Annotated in this window: 13 protein-coding genes; 10 read left to right on the top strand and 3 right to left on the bottom strand. The window is 42.6% G+C overall.

The genetic code is table 11. The features are described 5' to 3' along the window. The first annotated feature begins 368 nt into the window (after positions 1–368). The 5 genes from BUB11_RS17265 to BUB11_RS17245 all read left to right on the top strand — a co-directional run bounded on the left by BUB11_RS17265 (position 369) and on the right by BUB11_RS17245 (position 6605). Entirely contained in the window at positions 369–752 is a 384-nt protein-coding gene (locus tag BUB11_RS17265) for a DUF302 domain-containing protein (protein ID WP_073031001.1), read from the top strand. Between the two features lie 17 nt (positions 753–769). Then, entirely contained in the window at positions 770–1342 is a 573-nt protein-coding gene (locus BUB11_RS17260; RefSeq protein ID WP_073031000.1) for a class I SAM-dependent methyltransferase, read from the top strand. A gap of 544 nt (positions 1343–1886) precedes the next feature. Continuing rightward, the gene (locus BUB11_RS17255; RefSeq protein WP_073030999.1) at positions 1887–2438 is read left to right on the top strand and encodes a TetR/AcrR family transcriptional regulator; all 552 of its coding nucleotides are present in this window, start codon (positions 1887–1889) and stop codon (positions 2436–2438) included. A 16-nt stretch (positions 2439–2454) separates the two neighbouring features. Continuing rightward, positions 2455–3540 (top strand): efflux RND transporter periplasmic adaptor subunit, encoded by a 1086-nt coding sequence (locus tag BUB11_RS17250; RefSeq protein ID WP_073030998.1) that lies wholly within the window; start codon positions 2455–2457, stop codon positions 3538–3540. Then, complete coding sequence (locus BUB11_RS17245) at positions 3540–6605, top strand: efflux RND transporter permease subunit (RefSeq protein ID WP_073030997.1); 3066 nt, start codon at positions 3540–3542, stop codon at positions 6603–6605. The genes BUB11_RS17250 and BUB11_RS17245 overlap by 1 nt, the downstream gene beginning before the upstream one ends. Before the next feature lie 96 nt (positions 6606–6701). On the opposite strand, the gene BUB11_RS17240 is transcribed toward BUB11_RS17245, so the two are convergent. Together BUB11_RS17240 and BUB11_RS17235 are read right to left on the bottom strand one after the other, a co-directional pair. Beyond that, positions 6702–7544, bottom strand: coding sequence for a patatin-like phospholipase family protein (locus tag BUB11_RS17240; RefSeq protein ID WP_073030996.1), 843 nt, complete (start codon positions 7542–7544; stop codon positions 6702–6704). A gap of 508 nt (positions 7545–8052) precedes the next feature. Further along, positions 8053–8823 carry an IclR family transcriptional regulator gene (locus BUB11_RS17235; protein WP_073030995.1) on the bottom strand — a complete coding sequence of 257 codons (771 nt, stop codon included), beginning with the start codon at positions 8821–8823 and terminating at the stop codon, positions 8053–8055. Between the two features lie 462 nt (positions 8824–9285). Here BUB11_RS17235 and BUB11_RS17230 point away from each other — a divergent pair, with 462 nt between their 5' ends. From BUB11_RS17230 to BUB11_RS28950, 5 genes are all read left to right on the top strand, one after another. Then, positions 9286–10155 (top strand): FAD binding domain-containing protein, encoded by an 870-nt coding sequence (locus tag BUB11_RS17230; RefSeq protein WP_073030994.1) that lies wholly within the window; start codon positions 9286–9288, stop codon positions 10153–10155. A gap of 16 nt (positions 10156–10171) precedes the next feature. Continuing rightward, a complete protein-coding gene (locus tag BUB11_RS17225; protein WP_073030993.1) occupies positions 10172–10696 on the top strand; it encodes a (2Fe-2S)-binding protein in 525 nt (174 codons plus the stop codon). Then, positions 10689–12992, top strand: coding sequence for a 4-hydroxybenzoyl-CoA reductase subunit alpha (gene hcrA / locus BUB11_RS17220; RefSeq protein WP_073030992.1), 2304 nt, complete (start codon positions 10689–10691; stop codon positions 12990–12992). Before BUB11_RS17225 ends, hcrA begins: the two co-directional genes overlap by 8 nt. Before the next feature lie 233 nt (positions 12993–13225). After that, on the top strand, positions 13226–15652 hold the full coding sequence (locus tag BUB11_RS17215; RefSeq protein ID WP_084110362.1) for a cyclic nucleotide-binding domain-containing protein: 2427 nt from the start codon (positions 13226–13228) through the stop codon (positions 15650–15652). A gap of 275 nt (positions 15653–15927) precedes the next feature. Continuing rightward, a complete protein-coding gene (locus tag BUB11_RS28950) occupies positions 15928–17844 on the top strand; it encodes a cell wall-binding repeat-containing protein (RefSeq protein ID WP_073030991.1) in 1917 nt (638 codons plus the stop codon). 185 nt (positions 17845–18029) lie between these two features. Here BUB11_RS28950 and BUB11_RS17205 read toward each other — a convergent pair whose 3' ends face one another. Then, positions 18030–19814 (bottom strand): carbohydrate-binding domain-containing protein, encoded by a 1785-nt coding sequence (locus BUB11_RS17205; RefSeq protein ID WP_073030990.1) that lies wholly within the window; start codon positions 19812–19814, stop codon positions 18030–18032. Positions 19815–19826: the final 12 nt, after the last annotated feature.

Below are 19826 nucleotides of genomic sequence, written 5' to 3'. Positions count from 1 at the left end.
CATGGTTGCAGCCTTAATTGACAGAGTAACGTTCCGATCGCACGTATTGAATATGAATGTGAAGGATTCCTATCGATTAGAACAGACACTAGCAAGAGCAACTTAAGTGATGGAACCTTGCCGTGCGCGCCTGTAAAATCTCCATTCGGGCTACGCCCTCCTTCCGATTTTACAGGCGCATATCTATACCAATAAGTGGCTCAATATTCTTCCAGCGTTTTCACCAACATGGCTCACTATTTTACTGGCGTTAGTGGATCAACTTTTTTCTGGCGAGTGGCTCACTATTTTCTTGACATTCGCATGATTGAAGGGTTTATAACGATCAATATTAGGTTATCTACTTAATGAAAGGTGTATGGTGTATTATGGAACCAATTTATTCAGTAACTACGACTAAATCGTTTGAAGAAGCGGTGAAATCAGTTGGAGAACAGACTGAGGCAAATGGATTTCGAGTATTGTATGTACACGATGTCCAGGAAACTCTTGCAGAGAAAAACTTTAAAATTCAACCTTTAAAGATATTAGAAGTATGTAATGCCAAGTTTGCATCGAATGCATTGGAAATAGATTTAGTTGTAAGTCTCTTAATGCCTTGTAAAATTAATGTTTACTCTGAAGAGGGGAAAATAATAATAAGCACAATCCGACCGACTAGCTTAGCAACCATTTTTAATAAACAGGAACTCAGAAGCTTTGCTGAAGATGTTGAAAAGGTCCTTATATCAATTATTGATCAAAGTAAATAGTTTTTGAGGAGGGCACTGTGACAGTACACAAATTTGATCCTGAAAATCGTAAAAAGCTTAATAGCAAGCAACGTCAGGCTATATTGCCGCCTACTCAGGTTTTAATGGACATTGGACTTGGATCACACGATGTATGGGCAGACATTGGTTGTGGCACAGGTTTTTTCACGATACCGCTTGCTAATGAGGTGAAGCAAGTGTACGCACTCGACATTCGTTCTGAAATGCTTAGTGATCTCAGTGAAAGTCTTAATCAACTCGAAATTCATAATGTAGAGGTCCTTCAATCCGAAGAAAGCCGCTTTCCTTTACCCAATCATTTGATAGACGGAGTTTTAACTTCGCTTGTTTTACACGAAGTGGATCAACCCATTGAATTTTTTCGTGAATTAAATAGAATTCTTCAAATGGAGGGCAGATTGGTGGTGATCGAGTGGGCCAAAGCTTCTACGAAAATGGGGCCACCCCTTGACCACCGATTGTCCATTCAACAGTTGGATGATTGGGCACTTGAAACAGGTTTTATAAAAGTAAAGTCTTGGCAGTGGTCGGAAAATTTCATTGGGATTGAGTATTGCAAAGAACGTTGAGGGACTGGACTTTTTACGGGGGCAATTGATAGTTAGCGTTCATTCTAAGCCCTTAGTACTATGAAGATACATCAATAAAAGGTACCGGATATTAGTCCGGTGCCTTTTATTAATTCCGAGACTCCCACTCTTCAAGTGGGTGTTCCTTATACTACTTCGGTGACGATAGTCTCCAGAGGAGAGTATCGCCGAGTGCCTTTCCCAATAGGAACACTTGGCACGAAGGAGGTAGACTCCACCACTGAAGTCTCGATTTTCAGCTTTAGCTGAACGAGTTCACTGATGTACCATGCATGTGAATTATGAAGTAGTGCATTTAAATAAACTTGGCCCAGCCTCTTGATCTCATAAATAATTAGTAGTAAACTCTGGATACTGATATAGTTTCCTGTGAATCCGTTAACTATCCCAGACCTACAAGTGTTATTCCAACTGTCTAAGAAGTCCCCAGAGGGGGACTAAATGAGAAGAATGTAAAAGGTTTTCTAAGTTTGCCATTTATGAAGAATCAAAGTATAAATATGGGAAATTCAGGAGGTTCACCATGCGCGAGAGAATTATTGAGGTTGCTACTGAGTTTATTAAACAATATGGATTAAGAGGGTTCACCTTGGATGACATCACCGGTGAACTGAGCATGAGTAAAAAAACTCTCTATAAGTATTTTGCCTCCAAAAACGAACTGATCTCAGAAATCGTACAAAGGGCAGCTGAAATCGAAAAACAACGTGTGTTGCAAGAAATCGATCGTTGCTCCACCTGGTTTGAAAAGCTCAATGCCATTTTGTATGTTTATTCCTTTCCGGGAATTCCCTTCCGCGTTGTCAATGAGCTGCAACGTTTTTTTCCCTCTGAACAGGAGACGATTGCAGAAATCCGCCGTTTCCGAGAACAGATAGCTATGACCGTTTTAGAGGAGGGCATAGCCAGAGGGGATATCCGGGATGACCTTGACCCGGCCATCATGCTGCTGACGTTTACTAAGACGGTTCTGTCACCCTCGGAAGACCAATTTTTAAATGCCAATGACATCACCATTAATCAACTTCTAGAACAGATGAAAAAGCTCTTGTTTTACGGCATCCTAAAACGTTGAGGAGGTATTTTAGAGAATGATCAAAATCAAACAGGTGTCTGGTGCCTTAATAACCTTACTTCTGCTTCCCGCCTTTTTAATCGGCTGCAGTTCCCAACCGACAGTCACCACCCCGATGGAGGTTGCTAAACCAGTCACGGTTTCGTCTATAACAGAGCAGTCCCAGTCAGTCCAATTGGAGTATTTAGGCATCATCGGTTCTGGTGAATTAAAGAAATACAGTTTTAAGGTCCCAGGGAAACTGGCCCACCTGAATGTACATAAAGGGGAGGCTATTCATCAGGGAGAACTGCTCGCCGACCTGGATCAGATTGATCTATCCCTTGCCCTTCGCAATTCGCAGCTCAACCTTACACAGGCTGAGCAAGTCTATCAGGATGCCCAAACTCAATATACCAAATACCAGGAACTCATCAAGGGTGGAGCCATGGCCCAGACTGATCTGGACAAGGCTAAATTAGACATGGATGTTAAAGGGTCTAATTACCAGAGAGCTCAAGTGGATCTAGAAGCCAAACAAAATGCTTTGGCTGATACCGAACTTTATTCTGATATGGCCGGTTATGTGACAGATATCCTCTATAAGGAAGGGGAAAACTTAGCCGCCGGATATCCCGTCATTGTTGTCCGTAACCAAGAACAGGTGATTGATGTCGGACTCGGTCAGACCGATGCCGCGAAGGTTAAGCCAGGGACAAAAGCTGTGGTCAAAGTCGGTGACTTTACCGGAGAGGGAGAAGTAACCCGCATCGATCAAGTACCGGATACAGAAACCCGCACTTATAATACTGAGATTAAATTGACGAAAGAAATTCCGCCTGAAGCCTATTTTATTGGTGCCACTGCGAGTGTTTCCCTGGCTTCCGGCGCAGAGAAAGGCATCTGGATCCCTATCTCTGCCGTGATGAATGATGGAGAAGATTATGTTTTCCTTGTCCAAACCGACCGAGCTGTCAAAAAGAATATTAGCCTTAAAAACACTCAGGGCTTTAATGTCCGGGTCGAAGGGCTTAATTCGGGAGACATATTGGTAACCTCCGGTATGAAAGAATTAAGTGAGGGCATGAAAGTGACTATCGCTCCGACAGCAGGAGGACAATGATGAAAAAAGGTCTAATTTATCAAGTCATCCATAATCGCCGTTTTACCCTTTTCTTCACTTTCATCGCAATCTTGCTCGGACTTTACAGTTACTATGTTATACCCAAACAGGAAAGCCCAAATGTGAATGCTCCTTTTGCCATCATTAAGACCATCTATCCTGGAGCCGAACCCGCGGATGTGGAAAAATTAGTTACCAAAGTTATCGAAGATAAAACCATCGAAGTCACAGGCTACAAAACTTCCACCTCATATTCCCGAAACAGTATTTCTATAGTTGTTTTAGAACTGCAAAATGATGCCGATGTCGATAAAGCTTGGACCGATCTGCGGCGCTATATGAACGATCTCCAAAGCAGTCTGCCCTCAGAATGCCAAAAGATTGAGATTGATACCGAATTAGCGGATACTCCCGGCATGATCCTCAGCCTTTCCGGCGATGAGTATTCTTATGAACAGCTTTCCGACTTCGCCGATCAGTATAAAAATGAATTAAGCAAAGTCGACGGCATATCTCGCTTTAAAGTGAGCGGGGTACAAGAAAAGGAAGCCCAAGTTGAAGTCAATACTGCCCGGATGAACCAATATGCTCTATCCTTGGAGGACATCGTCAATGCCTTGAAAATCCAAAATGTGGATATTCCTGCGGGCTCACTGAGTAATGGAACGACCAAAATAAATGTCAGCATCCCAGGCAGTTTCGACTCTCTCCAGGATATTGAAAATTGCGTCGTTTCCGTTTCTAGAAATACCGGAGCTATCCTGCATTTAAAAGATATCGCTAAAGTATCTTGGGAATTGGCAGATTCCACGACCCGGATTAGAGAAAACGGACATAACGCCATCTTGCTGAGCGCATTTTTTTCCGATAATAAAAATATTGTCCTAATTGGCCACGACGTCCAGACTAAACTTAATCAGCTCAAAGAGCAAATGCCGCCCGGCTTAGAAGTATACGAGGTCACTTACCAGCCGGCTAACGTTGATCAAAGTGTGACAAATTTCTTCAAAAACCTGCTTGAAGGTATAGCTCTGGTTCTGGTGGTCGTTTTCCTTGGGATGGGTCTAAAGAACGCTATTGTCGCTTCTACAGCCGTACCCATCTCTATCCTGATCGCTTTCTGCGCCATGTACCTCTTTAAGATCCGAGTGCATGAGATCTCCATCGCCGCCCTGATCATCTCTTTGGGCATGCTAGTCGATGATGCCATTGTCATCATTGATTCGATTCAGGTCCAGATCGATCAGGGAGTAGAGAAAATGTCTGCCTGTATACTCGGTACAAAGCAGGCTGTCTTACCGGTATTCACGGCAACATTAACCACTGGAGCTGCTTTTGCCCCTATGCTCTTCGTACCCGGTCCGGCCGGAGAGTTCCTGCATGCCTTGCCTGAGGTTGTGATTCTGGCTGTCGCTGCCTCGTTTATAGTTGCTATCTTTGTCACCCCGGCCTTGGCCTATATCTTTTTAGATCAACTCAAACCAGGGAAAATTCATAAGCGGTCTCCTGTGAAAAGCTTCTACTTGGGCTTTCTGGCGATTGGCATGAAATATAAGAAAATGACCCTTGTATTAGCTATGGCCTTGTTTGCTCTTACAATGCTCTTGGCCTTTAAATTACCAGTTATGTTTTTTCCCAAAGCGGACGTCAACATGTTCTATATTAATATTCATGCCGAAACCTCTGCTGACCTAGACAATACCGACCGCGTAGCTCAGCAAGTAGAAAAGCTTGTCTCTGCCCAAAAAGAAGTCCTGGCGTATACTATCTCAGTAGGGGAAGGACTTCCTAAATTCTATTTAACTGTAGAAAAATCCTCTCAGTCTCTGGATTATGCCCAAGTTCTGCTAAAAGTAGACTTGTCAAAAGGCGGCAGATTTAATTCTAACCAAGAAATGGCTGTCTATATGCAAGCGTTGTTGGACAAAAGCTTGGTCGGTGGGACAGCCCGGGCCGAGTTGTTGGAAAAGGCCTTCCCTGGAACCCCTATCGGAATTCAAGTCAATAGCAGTGATCAGCAGGCCTTGACCAAGGGTGTCAACTATATCCATGATCAATTGGCCGCCATCCCCGGCACATTGAATGTTGATGACGACCTTGACAGTGCCGAATACCAGTTTAGCGTCAATGTCGATAATGACAAAGCTTCCCAACTTGGCATTACCAAATATGATATTGAGCGCCAGATCAACATTGCTTTAAAGGGAGCAGAGGCGACAATTTTCCGCAAAGCGGGCAATGAATATCCTGTCATCGTCACCAGTGATATCCACTCCAAAGAAGCCTTGGAAAACCTGGCCATCAAAGCCTCTCTTTCCGAACAGAAAGCCCTGCTCAAACAATTAGCCACTCTAAGACTGGAAGCAGCTATTCCCACGATCCGCAAATATGATCGGGAGTTGGCCGTTACTGTATCTTCCCAAGTCAAACCAGGCTACAGTGCCATAACGATCGAAAACAACCTCAAACAAATACTCGCCCAACATCCTGACGAGTTAAAAGGGGTTACCCTCTCTTATAAAGGGGAGGCGAAAGATATCAAGGATAATTTTGGCGATCTGGGTACAGCTGCACTATTTGCACTCTTGGCTATTTATCTCATTCTCATGCTCCAGTTCCGTTCCTTCTTGCAACCCTTCGTCATTTTTATCACGATTCCGCTCTCACTTTTCGGAGTCATTATCGGTCTGCTTACTTTCGGCCAGCCCCTATCCTTTACTGCTATGGTAGGGGTTGTCAGCCTAATGGGAGTAGTGATTAAAAATGCCATCCTTCTCATTGAATTTATCAACAGCGCCCGCCAAGGGGGTATGTCGGTCACGGATGCCTGCTTCGATGCTGTCGGCAAACGCTACAGGCCAATTTTTCTAAGTGCCATGACCACGGTTATCGGCCTGGTTCCCTTAGCTCTCTCAGGCAGTGACCTGTTCGAACCGTTGTCTGTGGCGATTATGTGCGGGTTAACAGTCTCAACATTACTGACCTTAGTGATTATACCGGTAATCTATAGTCTTTGGTTTTCAGATGGAACACTTACCACTGAGAAAAATAATTTGACAATTTAGCGAGAAATCACAACAAAAGAGACCTTATGAATTTTAAACGTCATAAAGGTCTCTTTTGTCTTTAACTAATAATAGTAAAGGAAGATTCTGAGAATGTTAGATAAATTCCCTAATTCTTTCATAGGAACGTTTAGTATCCTCATATCCTTGCTGAAGCAGTCTGTGGAGCTTTTGGGGATCTTTTTCCAATCGACCGACCTCTAATTCCTTTGTAGGTCTTATGACAACCGCCTTGCCTTCCTTTTCAAGGTGGTCGATATAATCCAGAGTTTCATTATAGTTCTTATAACGGTTTAGCATGGTTTCAATTAATTGGGGGTAATTTCGATATTTCAGTTTTAGCAGAGTGTTGAATTTGCCAGGACTCTTTTTATAGCCTTTGTTTCTGGTTAAAACAATTATATTCTTGGTGTTACCATCTTTAATCGATTTTTTAATGGGTATAGAATCGGAAATACCGCCATCTAATAGTTCATGACCCTTATAGTTTATGATAGGGGATAACATTGGCAGGGAAGCGGAGGCCCTTAAAGCCTGGAATTGCTCACCTAGATCGTTCTTATTCAGATACATCGGTTGACCAGATCGGCAGTCGGTTGCTCCGACTAAAAAAACACCTGGAGAATTATAAAAGGTCTCAAAATCAAACAAAACATGCTTATTGGGAATCTCATCAAAAATAAAATTCATACCGAAGTATGATTTGCTTAAGATTAGATTTCTTAGACTCATGTATCTCCAATCCTTAACGAACCCAATAATAACCTTTTCATTTCTTCTCTGTTGCCTGGAAATATAGGAAACAGCATTGCATGCTCCGGCTGAGACTCCTATTACATAATTGAAATATAAATCGTTTTCCATGAAATACTCCAAGACACCACAGGTATATAGTCCACGCATACCTCCGCCTTCAAGTACAAGTCCTACATTTTCCATATTGAACACCCCATCATTTTATCCTCTCCTAAAGCCAAAGGAGCAGGGTAGTGAAATATAACACATATTAAAGTCATCCTCTTTGAAAGATAACATTAAACTGTGCTATTGCCTCAAGCGAAGCAGAAGCTTCGGCCAAAAATATTAGGAGCCCCGAAACCTAGAATAACTATAGCATGGCAACTTTTAACATTCAACTATAGGTTCGGTAGGAGACAAAAAGCAATACTAAAAGCACATTTAAAAATAAACCACTTAACCTAAAAAAGCAAGGTGAACGTTGTATCTACAGCGGTTGAGGCCATCTAGAACAAAACTCCCGTTGCATTACGGCAAAAGGGGAGAGTCTGAGGGTTAACAATTTACCAATGTGAACACTTAGGAAGTTCTAAAATTTGGAACAAAATATTTGGAAAAATATGAATATTTTGAAGGGTTTATCGGGTGAAATATAGAAATTATGATAGTCATAACAAATGGAGCCATTCAACAGTTTTCATATTTTTGACTAACCCACAAATTCGGTTATTTCCTTAGAGAAATTTTTGGCAACCTCTGCGGCAAGTTGCATCTTATCACCAGTGAAAGAATTACTAAATCCTACAATATATATCGATGCTAAAAATAGACCGCTTTTATCAAGCAGTGCTACACTCACAGCGTTAACCCCATGGAGATATTCTTGAAAATCAGTGGCATATCCTTGTTGGCGTACCTTTTGAAGCTCAATCAAATATTCATCAACATTAGTAATCGTTTTTTCTGTAAATTTAGGCAAGCCTCTCTCCATAATTATCCTTTTTTGAGCATCGTCCTCTAAATTTGCTAAAAAGGTCTTGGCAGATGATCCGGCAAAGAAAGGAAGTCTAGTCCCAATAGGAGCAGATATTTTTAATTCTGATGAGCTTTCAGCCTTTTCGATGATTGTTAGACCGTCCTCATCAAAACGACCTAAGAAGACCGTCTCAGCAAAATCGTGTGCCAATTGGATCATATACGGACGCGCTATGCTCCTTAAACTAACTGAAGCTAGGGATTGATTACTTAGTTGGATCAAAGCAGGCCCCAGCCTGAATTTTTTGTTTGATTCGTCTTGGCGTAAAACACCCAAATCAAGAAATGCTTGAGTAACTCCATATACGGTACTTTTATTAAAATTTAATTGCCGTGAAATATCGCTTACACCCAATGTTCCTTGGGCTTTAGCAATTTCCTTCAAAATAGCAAATGATTTATATACCATGGGTGCGCTGTAATTGTTACTCTCTTTTGGAGCCATATTTATCACCAGTTGACCTTTCGTTAGAATATTTTCGTATATTCAATACTCTGGGAGTTAGTTAAAATTCTATACAATAGGTATATATTATAATCACATAAATTACAATTAAGCAATAACTGATAACAAAAAATAGGATTACATATAAATTAATCCAATTTGGCTTAACTATTTCATATAAACAGGCTATAGCAAAATTTTTTGCGGAGTCAGGTAGGATAGAACTGAATTGAACGGTATTCAAATAAAAATCATTGTCAGAAAAGTATGATATTTTCCTTTTGGAAGGTAACTTTAAGCTGATCACCGATAAATTTCTACCGTTCGGCGCGGTCTGCTTTTTTAAAATCTGACTGCATGATAAAATTAAACCACTATAGGAAATGGTGTTTCTCATGGGAAACGAAGATTTTTTAGTCATCAAAGGCCTAATACTAATCTTTATTTGAGGAGGGGATTAATATGTATCTACCTGATTTTGACTATTATGCGCCAGATAGTTTAGCGGAGACCTGTGAAGCGCTTGAACGTTTTGGTGCCAAAGCCAAGGTCCTATCCGGCGGTACCGACATAATTGCAAAAATGAAAAGTGGACTTTTAAGCCCTGGAGTTCTAATTTCCCTAAAAAAATTAGAGGATCTTAAAAAGATCGACTACGTTAGTGGGAAAGGTGTTGTTATCGGGGCTCTATCAACGCACAATGATTTAGTTAATTCTAAAATATTAAATGATAAATATCTGTCTGTTTCCGAAGCTGCACATAATATGGCCTCTAACCAGATTCGAAATATAGGGACTGTAGGAGGTAATCTTTGCAATGCAGTTCCTTCAGCAGATCTTCCCCCAATTCTTATAGCTTTGGGAGCTACAATTAAGCTCGTTGGAACCAAAGGTGAAAGAGTGATGTTATTAGAGGATTTGTTTACTGGTCCTATGAAGACTGTAATCGCCGAAAATGAAATTTTAACAGAAATCGTTATACCTGATCAATTGTCAACTGGGAGTAACTACATCAAGTTCGGACTCCGTCGGTCGGGAGCACTGGCGGTAGTTGGTATTGCAGTGGCAGTAACCGTAAACGGAGGAACAATTACGGAAGCTAAGATTGCAATTGGCGCTGCAGCTCCAACACCTATTCGGGCCCGTGAAGCAGAAAAATTCTTGCAGGGAAAAACTATTAGTGATGATCTGTTGGCCGAGGCAGGGGTGATTGCTTCCGGCGAAAGCAAACCTATTTCAGATATCAGGGGTTCAGCTGAATATCGACGTGACTTGATTCGAGTGCTTACCAGGCGGGCATTGCACAAGGCTATTAACGAGGGGCATGTATAAGGAAGGGGGGAGAAAAATGTCACAGGTAATAACCGACAAACATGGTATTCAACACTATATGATTACAATTAACGTCAACGGGGATGATTATACACGGGTCGTTAAAGCGAACACTTTGCTTGTTAATGTTTTACGAGATGAGTTAGATCTTACAGGGACAAAAAAAGGGTGCGAACTTGGTGATTGCGGCTCATGTACTATTTTGTTAGAGAATAAACCGGTAGATTCATGCATGATTTTAGCCATTGAAGCTGATGGGAAAAAAATCACGACCATTGAAGGAATTGCCGAGAGTTCTGAGTTGGATAAAGTCCAAGAAGCGTTTATTAATAATGGTGCTATACAGTGCGGATATTGTACACCAGGGATGATTATTTCAGCCAAGGCTTTGTTAACCAGAAATCCCCATCCTAATGAGAAGGAGGTTCGTGAAGCCATTGCCGGTAATTTATGCAGGTGTACTGGATTTGTGAACATTGTCAAGGCCGTCCTCAAAGTGTCAGAAGAGACTAACGATAAAGAGGTGATAAGCAATGAGTAAGGATTATGCAGTAATTGGCAAAAATGTCCCGAAAATTGATGGTCGAGAAAAAGCAACTGGTGCTGCAAAATATGCGGGTGACTTAAAATTTCCCAATATGCTTTTTGGTAAAATTTTAACTAGTCCCCATGCTCATGCTAAGATCTTGAGTATCGACACGTCGGAGGCGGAAAAGCTTCCTGGTGTAAAAGCCGTAATTACCCATAAGGACGTACCCGCTCTCAAATATGGCATTAGTCCAGCCCGATGGGATGAAAATATCTTTTGCATTGATAAGGTTCGTTTTGTCGGTGACAAAGTGGCTGCCGTAGCATGTATCGATGAAGAAACTTGTTATAAGGCCTTAAAATTGATTAAAGTTGAGTACGAGGTTCTTCCTGCGGTGCTTGATGCACTTCATGCCATGGACGAAGGGGCTCCTCAAGTTCACGATGAATATCCTCGCAATATTAACACTGAGATTCATCAAAACTTCGGCGATTTGGATAAAGCTATGGCTGAGGCACACTATATCCGAAAGGATTACTTTGTGGGACAGCGCACTTACCAGTCGCCCATTGAACCTCATTCTGCTGTTTCTATCTGGAAAGATAATAAGCTGACAATTTATTCGAGCACCCAGTCTCCCCATTATTTTCAATATTACATTGCTCGGGAGTTTGGGCTAAAAATGGGTGACGTCCGGATTATTAAACCTTTCGTAGGCGGCGGTTTTGGAGGTAAGCTAGAACCTACCGGACTGGAATTTGCGGGGTCTGTGCTCTCTAAACTAACTGGTCGTCCAGTCAGAACCTTCTATGACAGGCATGAAATGTTTGCCCATAATCGTGGCCGCCATAAGGTGTACATGGAACTGACAACTGGGGTTGACAAAGAAGGTAAAATTCTTGGCGTTCATGCCAACTTCGTTTCAGACGGCGGGGCTTACACCAGCTTAGGGGTAGCTACCTCTTACTATGCCGGTGGACTCCTTACCCTGACTTATGAATTCGAAAATTATAAGTTTGACATGATTAGAGTTTATACTAACTTACCAGCCTGCGGAGCCCAGCGCGGTCATGGAGCTCCCCAACCCAAGTACGCCTTTGAAAGTCATTTGGATAACATTGCCAAAGATCTGGGAATAGATCCTTTGGAGATACGACTTCGCAACGCCCGTCAGCCTAATACAGTTACTATTAACGATTTTGGCATAAATTCTTGTGAGCTAACAGCGTGTTTGGAAAAAGCGGCCGATATATCAGGTTGGCGTGAGAAAAAAGGTAATCTCCCTAAGGGTAGGGGTATCGGAATTGCCACTGGAAGTTTTGTCTCGGGGGCAGGCTACCCCATTTATCGAAATGACCTGCCTCAATCCGCTGCGATGATTAAAGTGCATGAGGATGGGACGGCTGCTACTCTTTATACAGGTGCAGTTGATATCGGACAAGGCTCAGATACTGCTCTCTGTCAAATGGCAGCAGAAGCTATGGGTTACCGATATGAAAACATGAAAATAATCGCTGCCGACACAGAAACAACTCCCCATGATTTTGGTGCGTATTCCAGTCGTCAGACCTTAATGTCTGGTTCAGCATGTAAGCAGGCTGGTGAGGAAATCAAAAAACAGATTCTTGATATCGCTTCCACTATTATGAGCTTGCCCCCTGATGATTTAGATTGTCGTTTGGGAATTATTTTCTCTAAATCCCGTCCTACAGCCAAAACGATTACCTTTGAGGAAGCGGCCCGTCGTTTCTTTGTCCTGCGTGGCCCGCTTTTGGGACGTGGAGTTTACCATGTTCCCCGCCTTGGTGGAACTTTTAAAGGAGCAGCTGTTGCTACTTCGCCGGCTTATAGCTTCTGTGCTCAGATTAGTGAGGTTCAAATCGACGAGGAAACAGGTGAAGTCGATGTTTGCGAAGTTTGGGATGTCCACGATTGCGGGCAGGTGATCAACCCCATGCAGCTTCACGGTCAAGTACACGGAGCACTGTATATGGGTGTGGGAGAAGCCATTTGGGAAGAAGTTCTGTTTGATGATCAAGGAAAGATCCTAAATCCAAATCTAGGTGGATACATGTTACCGACCGCCCTCGACATGCCAATAGTTCATTCTGAGCTAGTTGAAAGCTATGAACCAGCTGGTCCATGGGGAGTGAAGGAGGTTGGTGAAGGAGCAACCAATCCGACGATGGGGTGCTTCAACAACGCGATTTATGACGCTATGGGGGTAAGGATCGATAGTTTACCACTCACTTATGAAAAAGTATGGCGTGCTATGAAAGAAAAACGTGAGGGAAAAAAGGAAGTCTAAGCTAGCACTCACCCAGAAAAATAAGGCCTCTGTTGAAATCTCAGCAGAGGTCTTTGCTATTTTCTGGATATCGCCAAAATCATTTGCTTAGGCGATTTTTCTAACCTTTGCACACAAACGTTTTAATTTCTGAAGATGGAAAGAATTTTGTATTGTCAGAAAGATTCGGATAAGTTATAGTTTATGGACTAAAACTATTTTAGGTTAGTCATTTAAAACATGATGGAGGACGTATGATTGACGATAAAGCTTATAGTCTATCAAATGTTGAGTTACTTTCAGATTTATCATCTGGCGAATTAGCAGAGCTGGCTAGCGAGTTTCAATGGGAGAACTATGCTTTGGGCTCTGAGATTATTAAGCAGGGTCAAGAAGAACATGCCTTTTATATTCTGATCAAGGGAAAAGCGGATATTATGATTAGAAAAGAAGGACATCGCATGAGGCGTGTCAGATCACTGAGTCCAGGAGATACCTTTGGTGAATTCTCGTTGCTTAACGGCATGGCCGCCGCATCGACAATTCTTTGCTTAGAAGAATGCCAGGTTTTAGCGCTGGATTCGGAAGGATTTGCACGTATGCTTTTGCGATGGCCGAAGCTTTACCAAACGTTTATCGGCCGCTTAACTCAAAATCTGAATGAAGCAAACCTCACCTTATCTGAAGCAAATTATAAGGAGATTCTACGTTCTGCTTTGCAACTTAACCAATATAAAGATAAATTTTATGGACTTTGGGGAGGTGCCCGAACGACTGCTGAGGTCGAACGCAAACTGGAAGAACTTGCTCAACCCAAAGGGCACTTGCTATTAACCGGAGAACGGGGTACCGGTCGCCAGATGATGGCGTGGTATGTTCATCAACGCCAATCCGGTACAGAAGCCCCTTTTGTGGTTGTGGACGGACGACGTTTCGATCAACAGTGGAAGGACCTAATCATGGAGCCCGCCAGTCAAGAGGAGTCCTCAGTCGTTTATAATTCCAATCTTTTTGATATTGCTGAGGGCGGAACCTTGTTCATACGAGAAATAAACCTAATTTCCCCCCATACTCAGCTTAAACTCGCCCAGTCCATAAATTCCCAAAGAAATAAATGTTTCATTATTGGCGGTTTGGACTCGGAACCGGATGATTTAGAAAGAATTATTATTCCAGAACTGAGGAAATGTTTTGCTCATACGTATGAAATAACTCCTTTGCGTAAGCGGAAACGAGATATTCCTATATTGGCTCAAGGTTTTCTGGAGAAACTGGCCCAGAAGAACCAGCGAAATGTCCCTGTTCTGAATCAGGAAGCGACTCAATTATTGCTCTCCCATCATTACCAACAGGGAAATGTCTCAGAATTAATCCAAGTCATCGAAAGAGCTTTTTATATTGCGGAACAGGATGTTATTGGCTTAGAACAGATCTTTTTTGGTCCTACAGCGGAACAAAACGGGCATACGATTAACCTTTTAGCCTCACCGACGTTAAAAGGGCTGCTGAAGAAGGGAGAGTTGATTAGCTGGATAAGGCGGGTAGCTGCAGCTCTGTTTATCGGTTTGGTCTTATTGTTGCTTTTTAATCCTCAAGTTGCAGTTTCCACCAAGGTCTTTGCATTAGTTTGGGGATTATGGTGGCCAGCTCTGGCTCTAATTTCTCCTTTCTTAGGCAGACTATGGTGTACGGTCTGTCCGTTTTCAACAATCATGGAATTTGTGCAGAAAAGGGTCCATATGAACCGGGCGATTCCCGAGTTTGTCATAAAATATGATTACATTCTTGTTAGTTTTCTATTTCTGACAATCTTCTGGGTCGAAGTGATTACCGACATGCGCTTTAACCCAAGTTACACGGCTGTCTTGTTAATATCTATCCAAGTTTGTGCGATTATTATCGCGGTCCTCTATCCACGCCATACCTGGTGTAAGCACTTTTGCCCGTTGGGAGGATTTATTGGTACTGCTTCCGTAGGCTCGATGTTGGAGGTACGCGCGGATCCCTCAGTTTGCCTGAATAAGTGCACTACGTTTGAATGCTATGTCGGAACGGAAAACGTTCCAGGCTGTCCAATGTCACAACATCTTCCGTTCTTGGATAATAATTTAGATTGTAAACTGTGCTTCAACTGTGTGCGAAATTGTCCGAATGGTTCTGTACAGGTTAATTTAAGGCTTGTAGGCCGAGAGGTGTGGCATTTGGTTCGCGTTAACCAGGGATTTGCAGTGTTTATTGGGGTGATGTTGGGTATTTTAGTTCCTCTCTACTACCTTGCATCGTTCCAGAGAATAGAGGTTTCCACTTCATGGAAAGTCTGGTTTAGTCTGTTCTATTGGGGCGCAGGTTTAACAGGGGGAATGCTCGCTTGGATGATCGTCAAACCCTTTAAAACAAAAGCAGCTTCCTTGCGTGTCAAGCTGATTTTTGCATTTACTCCCTTAGTTTTGGCTGGGCATATTATGTATCAAGCAGCTTATATCCCAGGCATTAGCTCGCTTTTTTTGGGGATAGGCTATAATGCGCAGTCGGGCCTGCAATCCTTTTATATTCCCGCCACAGCTTTAGCTAATGGTATTGCGATAACGTTTGGTTTAGTGTTAACAGGGATAACTATTGCTCTTGTCTTATTGCGCACTAAAGAAAAACGAGTTGCCCGTTCTGATAAGTTAGTACGCTAAAAACTCTAAGGGATAATAGCATTACTTTGGCAAAAGTAATGGGGATATGAAAATTAGTAAGTCTATCAGCAATGATACGAAAAGCCCTCACCAGACTTCACGTCTTCTCAGGTGAGGGCTTTTTCCTAAAAAATAAAAGGAAAATGAACAATGCCAGCGAATTTTATTTAGGACGACCAATACAACTCGCAAGAAATAAGTCTATTGGCTAGCTTAGATAGACAATGACATAACAATTATCCAGAGGAGAGCCAAGAGAGGGGAGAATACAGAACATGAGAACTAAAAAATTATTTGCTTCTTTAACTATAGTTGGTATGGCATTGACTATGGTCCCTTTAAATGCATTTGCTGCAGGGACTGTCCCAACTCGTTTAGCAGGTATAACCGCTGAACAAACCGCAATAAAAATTGCCGATCAAACAGGCTGGACCGGAACCGCAATTCTTGCTTCCTCAGCTTCATATGGTATGGTTGATGCACTGACATCCGGTCCGCTCGCTTCCTATCTGAAAGCTCCTATCCTTCTGACCGGGCCAGGAAAAGTCCTTGACCCTGCCACTAGAGAGGAACTTGTTAAACTAGCAGTTACCAAGGTTTATGTCACCAGCGGAACTGCTGTTATTAGCCAAGGAGTCCTCGATGAATTAGCCGCTATGAAGATTACTGTTGTTTCCCTTGGTGGAGTTGATCGCTTTGAAACATCGGTTAATATTGCTGAACAAATGGTTACACTTGGAGCGTCGGTCAGCAAAGTTGCAGTTGCCTATGGCTGGCTGATCCAAGATGCGCTCTCAATTGCCTCCATTGCTTCCCAGGCGAGTGAACCAATTCTCTTAACTGACAGCACAGGACTTTCTTCGAGTGCGCAATCATTTTTGCAAGCAAACCCTGGCATTACAGCTTCGGATGTTATTGGTGGTACAGGGGTCATATACGATTCAGTATTAGCTCAACTTCCAACCCCAACTCGCCATTTTGGAATGACAGCTTATGATACGAATGATAAAGTTATTAAAGACTTCGCTACTTCCCTCGAATTTAACCAAGTCTACTTGGCTAATGGCGTGACGGGTATTGATGCGCTCTCCGGTGCACCGCTTGCAGCTCAAACTAAGTCTGCAATTGTACTCACAGACGGTGTTACGTCTCCTGTAGCAGGTGCCTTCGTGAAGGGCAACATGTCGGCTGCCAGTGTTGTAACAGCACTTGGCGGTGAAGCGGTAGTTTCTGAGAGCCAACGTAATTTGGGCGTTGGTGCAGTTGATGCAAGTGAACAAACAGCAATTGTTGGTAAAAAAATTGAGGATATGGCCAATAAATTTGATATTCCTCCCGTATTACTCAAAGCCATTGCTCATTTGGAGAGCGGGTGGAAACAATATGAGCTGGATCCAACGACTGGTTTGCCTTTAACAGATCAACCGTTTATATCCAAAGATGGTGGCATTGGAATTATGCAAATCTCTCCAGCCAATTACCCCGAATATGACGTAGAGAAACTGAAAAGTGATCTTGATTATAACCTTGAAGTGGGTTGCCGTATCCTTAATAATAAATGGCGAGCCTACCCTAAGATTGGAGACGGGAACCGCAACGTTTTAGAAAATTGGTATTTTGCAGTATGGGGATATAATGCTTGGACCAAAGAGAATAACCCAAATTATTATACTGGCGAGGATGCCTATCAGGATAAAGTGTTTGGCCTTATGGGAAGGAAATACAACAGCGCAATTACGTTTGCCCCGGGTGCAACAAACCTTGCGAAATCCCTTTTGCCTTCTGAGAATCCTCCCACCCTCTCTAGTTGCTGGAGTACTCCTGTTCCCGTGCATGTTGGAGATCTGGCGTTTGATCTAGAATCCTTGATTTTTAACGGTGATTACTGGTACGAATATCAGATCGATCAACAACCTAGAGGTGATTTTTACGTACAAGGCTTAGGATTTTATATTACCGCTTATAATAATCCGTTGGTGACGGTTGCAGATAGGGCGACCGTTTCGCAGAAAATCCTTAGTTCCTATGACAAACTATTAGATGAAGCAGATGCTTTGGTCCTTGAGGATAAAGATACTTCGTATGCGATTGCGGCAAAATACTACTGGACTGTTCTGCAAGGGCCGAACTTAGATCCCGAGATCAGAGACCGAGCTAATACTGGCTATCAGAGTGCGTTAGCTAAACAATAGTAGAAAAGCTGCCCTAACTGCGCCTTCCGAAGGTGGAGTTAATTAGTAAATTGCAAGCTATGAAGTAAAAGGAAGTGGAAAAAAGGCCTCCGAGACACGGAGGCCTTTTTTGACCAAAGTATGAGCAAAATGTTTCTCTTAGTAAGTTTTCCATCCAGGTGGTCCTTCCAGAACGGTACTCTTGATTATTGTGGGCGGTTGCCACCAGGGCCTTTGCCTCCGCCACCACCGGGTCCTGCATTTTGCGGTTTAGTGGTGACACCCGATTCAGAAAGATAGGTTAGAGAGTCCGAAAGTGTAACATCAACTAGCTTGGTGTTTCCGCTATAAAGCGTATAGGTAGAGCCTACTGATAATTTGGGAGAAGAAATTGCAACCGAGTTATATTGTTTTGATGGCGTATAGGTTACAACACTTGTTCCATCTTGATCTTTAAGCGCTATTGTACTTCCTGCCGCTTGCGCAGAGCTGTAATACATAAGGATTGACGGTTGGGTATTGGTGCTTGGAGCTTGAGCCATTCCAGAGCTGCCAGATGCTGCTAGTGTTCCCCCGCTTATGGTAAAGCTGCCGTCATAATCAAGAGAAGCATTATTGTTAGATGCTGGACCATCAACATAGACAGTACCGCCTGTCATGTTTATGCTCCCATTGGAGTCCAGCCCGTCACCATTTGCGTTTAAAGTAACTTCGCCACCGGTTATATTCAAAACGCCTTGGTTGTTATTAACATTAATTCCGTCATCGGTAGAGGAGGCGTTAATTTTCCCGCCATTTACAGTTATATTTGAACCCTCTAAACTCTCATACGAGTTCTTTATGGTAATTTCTCCATTGTCTATGAATATATTATTGTCGGCGTGCAACCCATCATCCCCGCTTTGCAAGGTCAGAATTCCACCCTTTATGGCAACATTATTGTTGCTGTGTATTGAATCCTCATAGGATGAAACATTGATATTACCGCCGTTTACAAGAATACCTTGCCCTGCCTTTAAGCCTTTTTTGCTTTCTTCCTCATCAGTACTCTCTGAAGTGGAGGTGGCATTTTGATCGGGGTGACCACCAAAATCATTGTTTTCGCTACTGATACTCTTGCCGGGATAACCACCGCCAGAGTTAAGATTGAAGTTTCCATCGTCAATTTGTACGAGCTTTGCTGCTTGTATAGCATCGTTTGCAGCAGTAATAGTGAACTGTCCGTTTTCTACAACTACATTTCCCTTGCCCTCATCTGTTTCGTTTGTAGATCGTAGACCGTCTTTACCGGCAGTGATGGAAATGTTTCCGTCTTTAACAATTAGACTGTCCTTCCCTACCATTCCGTCAGCCTTTGCGTTTATAATCAACGTACCGTCAGTTATTTTTAAGTCATCCTTGCTTGTAATTCCGTCATTATAATCTGCTGTAACCGCTAATGTGCCGGCGCCGGTTATTGTAAGGTCGGCCTTGCTGAAAATAGCAGCGGATGGTTCATCATCGGCATTTATAATGTAGTCACTTCCGTCAGCAACTGAGTTTTCAGTGTCATTTTCAAGGATTATTACAGCCTTTTTGGTGCCTTTAATATTGATAGGAGCACTTGTTTGACTTTCAATAGTTGCTCCATTTAACACAAGAAATACCGTTCCGTCATCGGTGTCCTTATTGACATCGACAATAATACTCCCGTCTGTTAAAGTGCCGGCAATTTCATATACACCTGACGCGGAGATCGTAACAACCGAGTCTTGCACGGCTAAGCCGTCTCCTTTTACGGAGGCCGAGCTTCCGTTTAACCCGATGGTCTTATAATCGCTATTTTTCCAATCAAAATAGTAATCATCATTATCATAGTTTACAGAAACCGCATCGATAGAGGTGGCGGTGCTTGTGCTTTCCACATTGGAGCTTTCTTTCGCAGCGGCACACCCTATTGTGCCTGTTAATAAAAGAGTAAGGGATAAAATAATCCCAAGTGTTTTTTTCATGATATTTCTCCT

Origin of the sequence: Desulfosporosinus lacus DSM 15449, from assembly GCF_900129935.1 — a bacterium.
Classification (GTDB): Bacteria; Bacillota; Desulfitobacteriia; order Desulfitobacteriales; family Desulfitobacteriaceae; genus Desulfosporosinus; species Desulfosporosinus lacus.
This window is presented reverse-complemented; position numbering and strand designations above follow the sequence as displayed.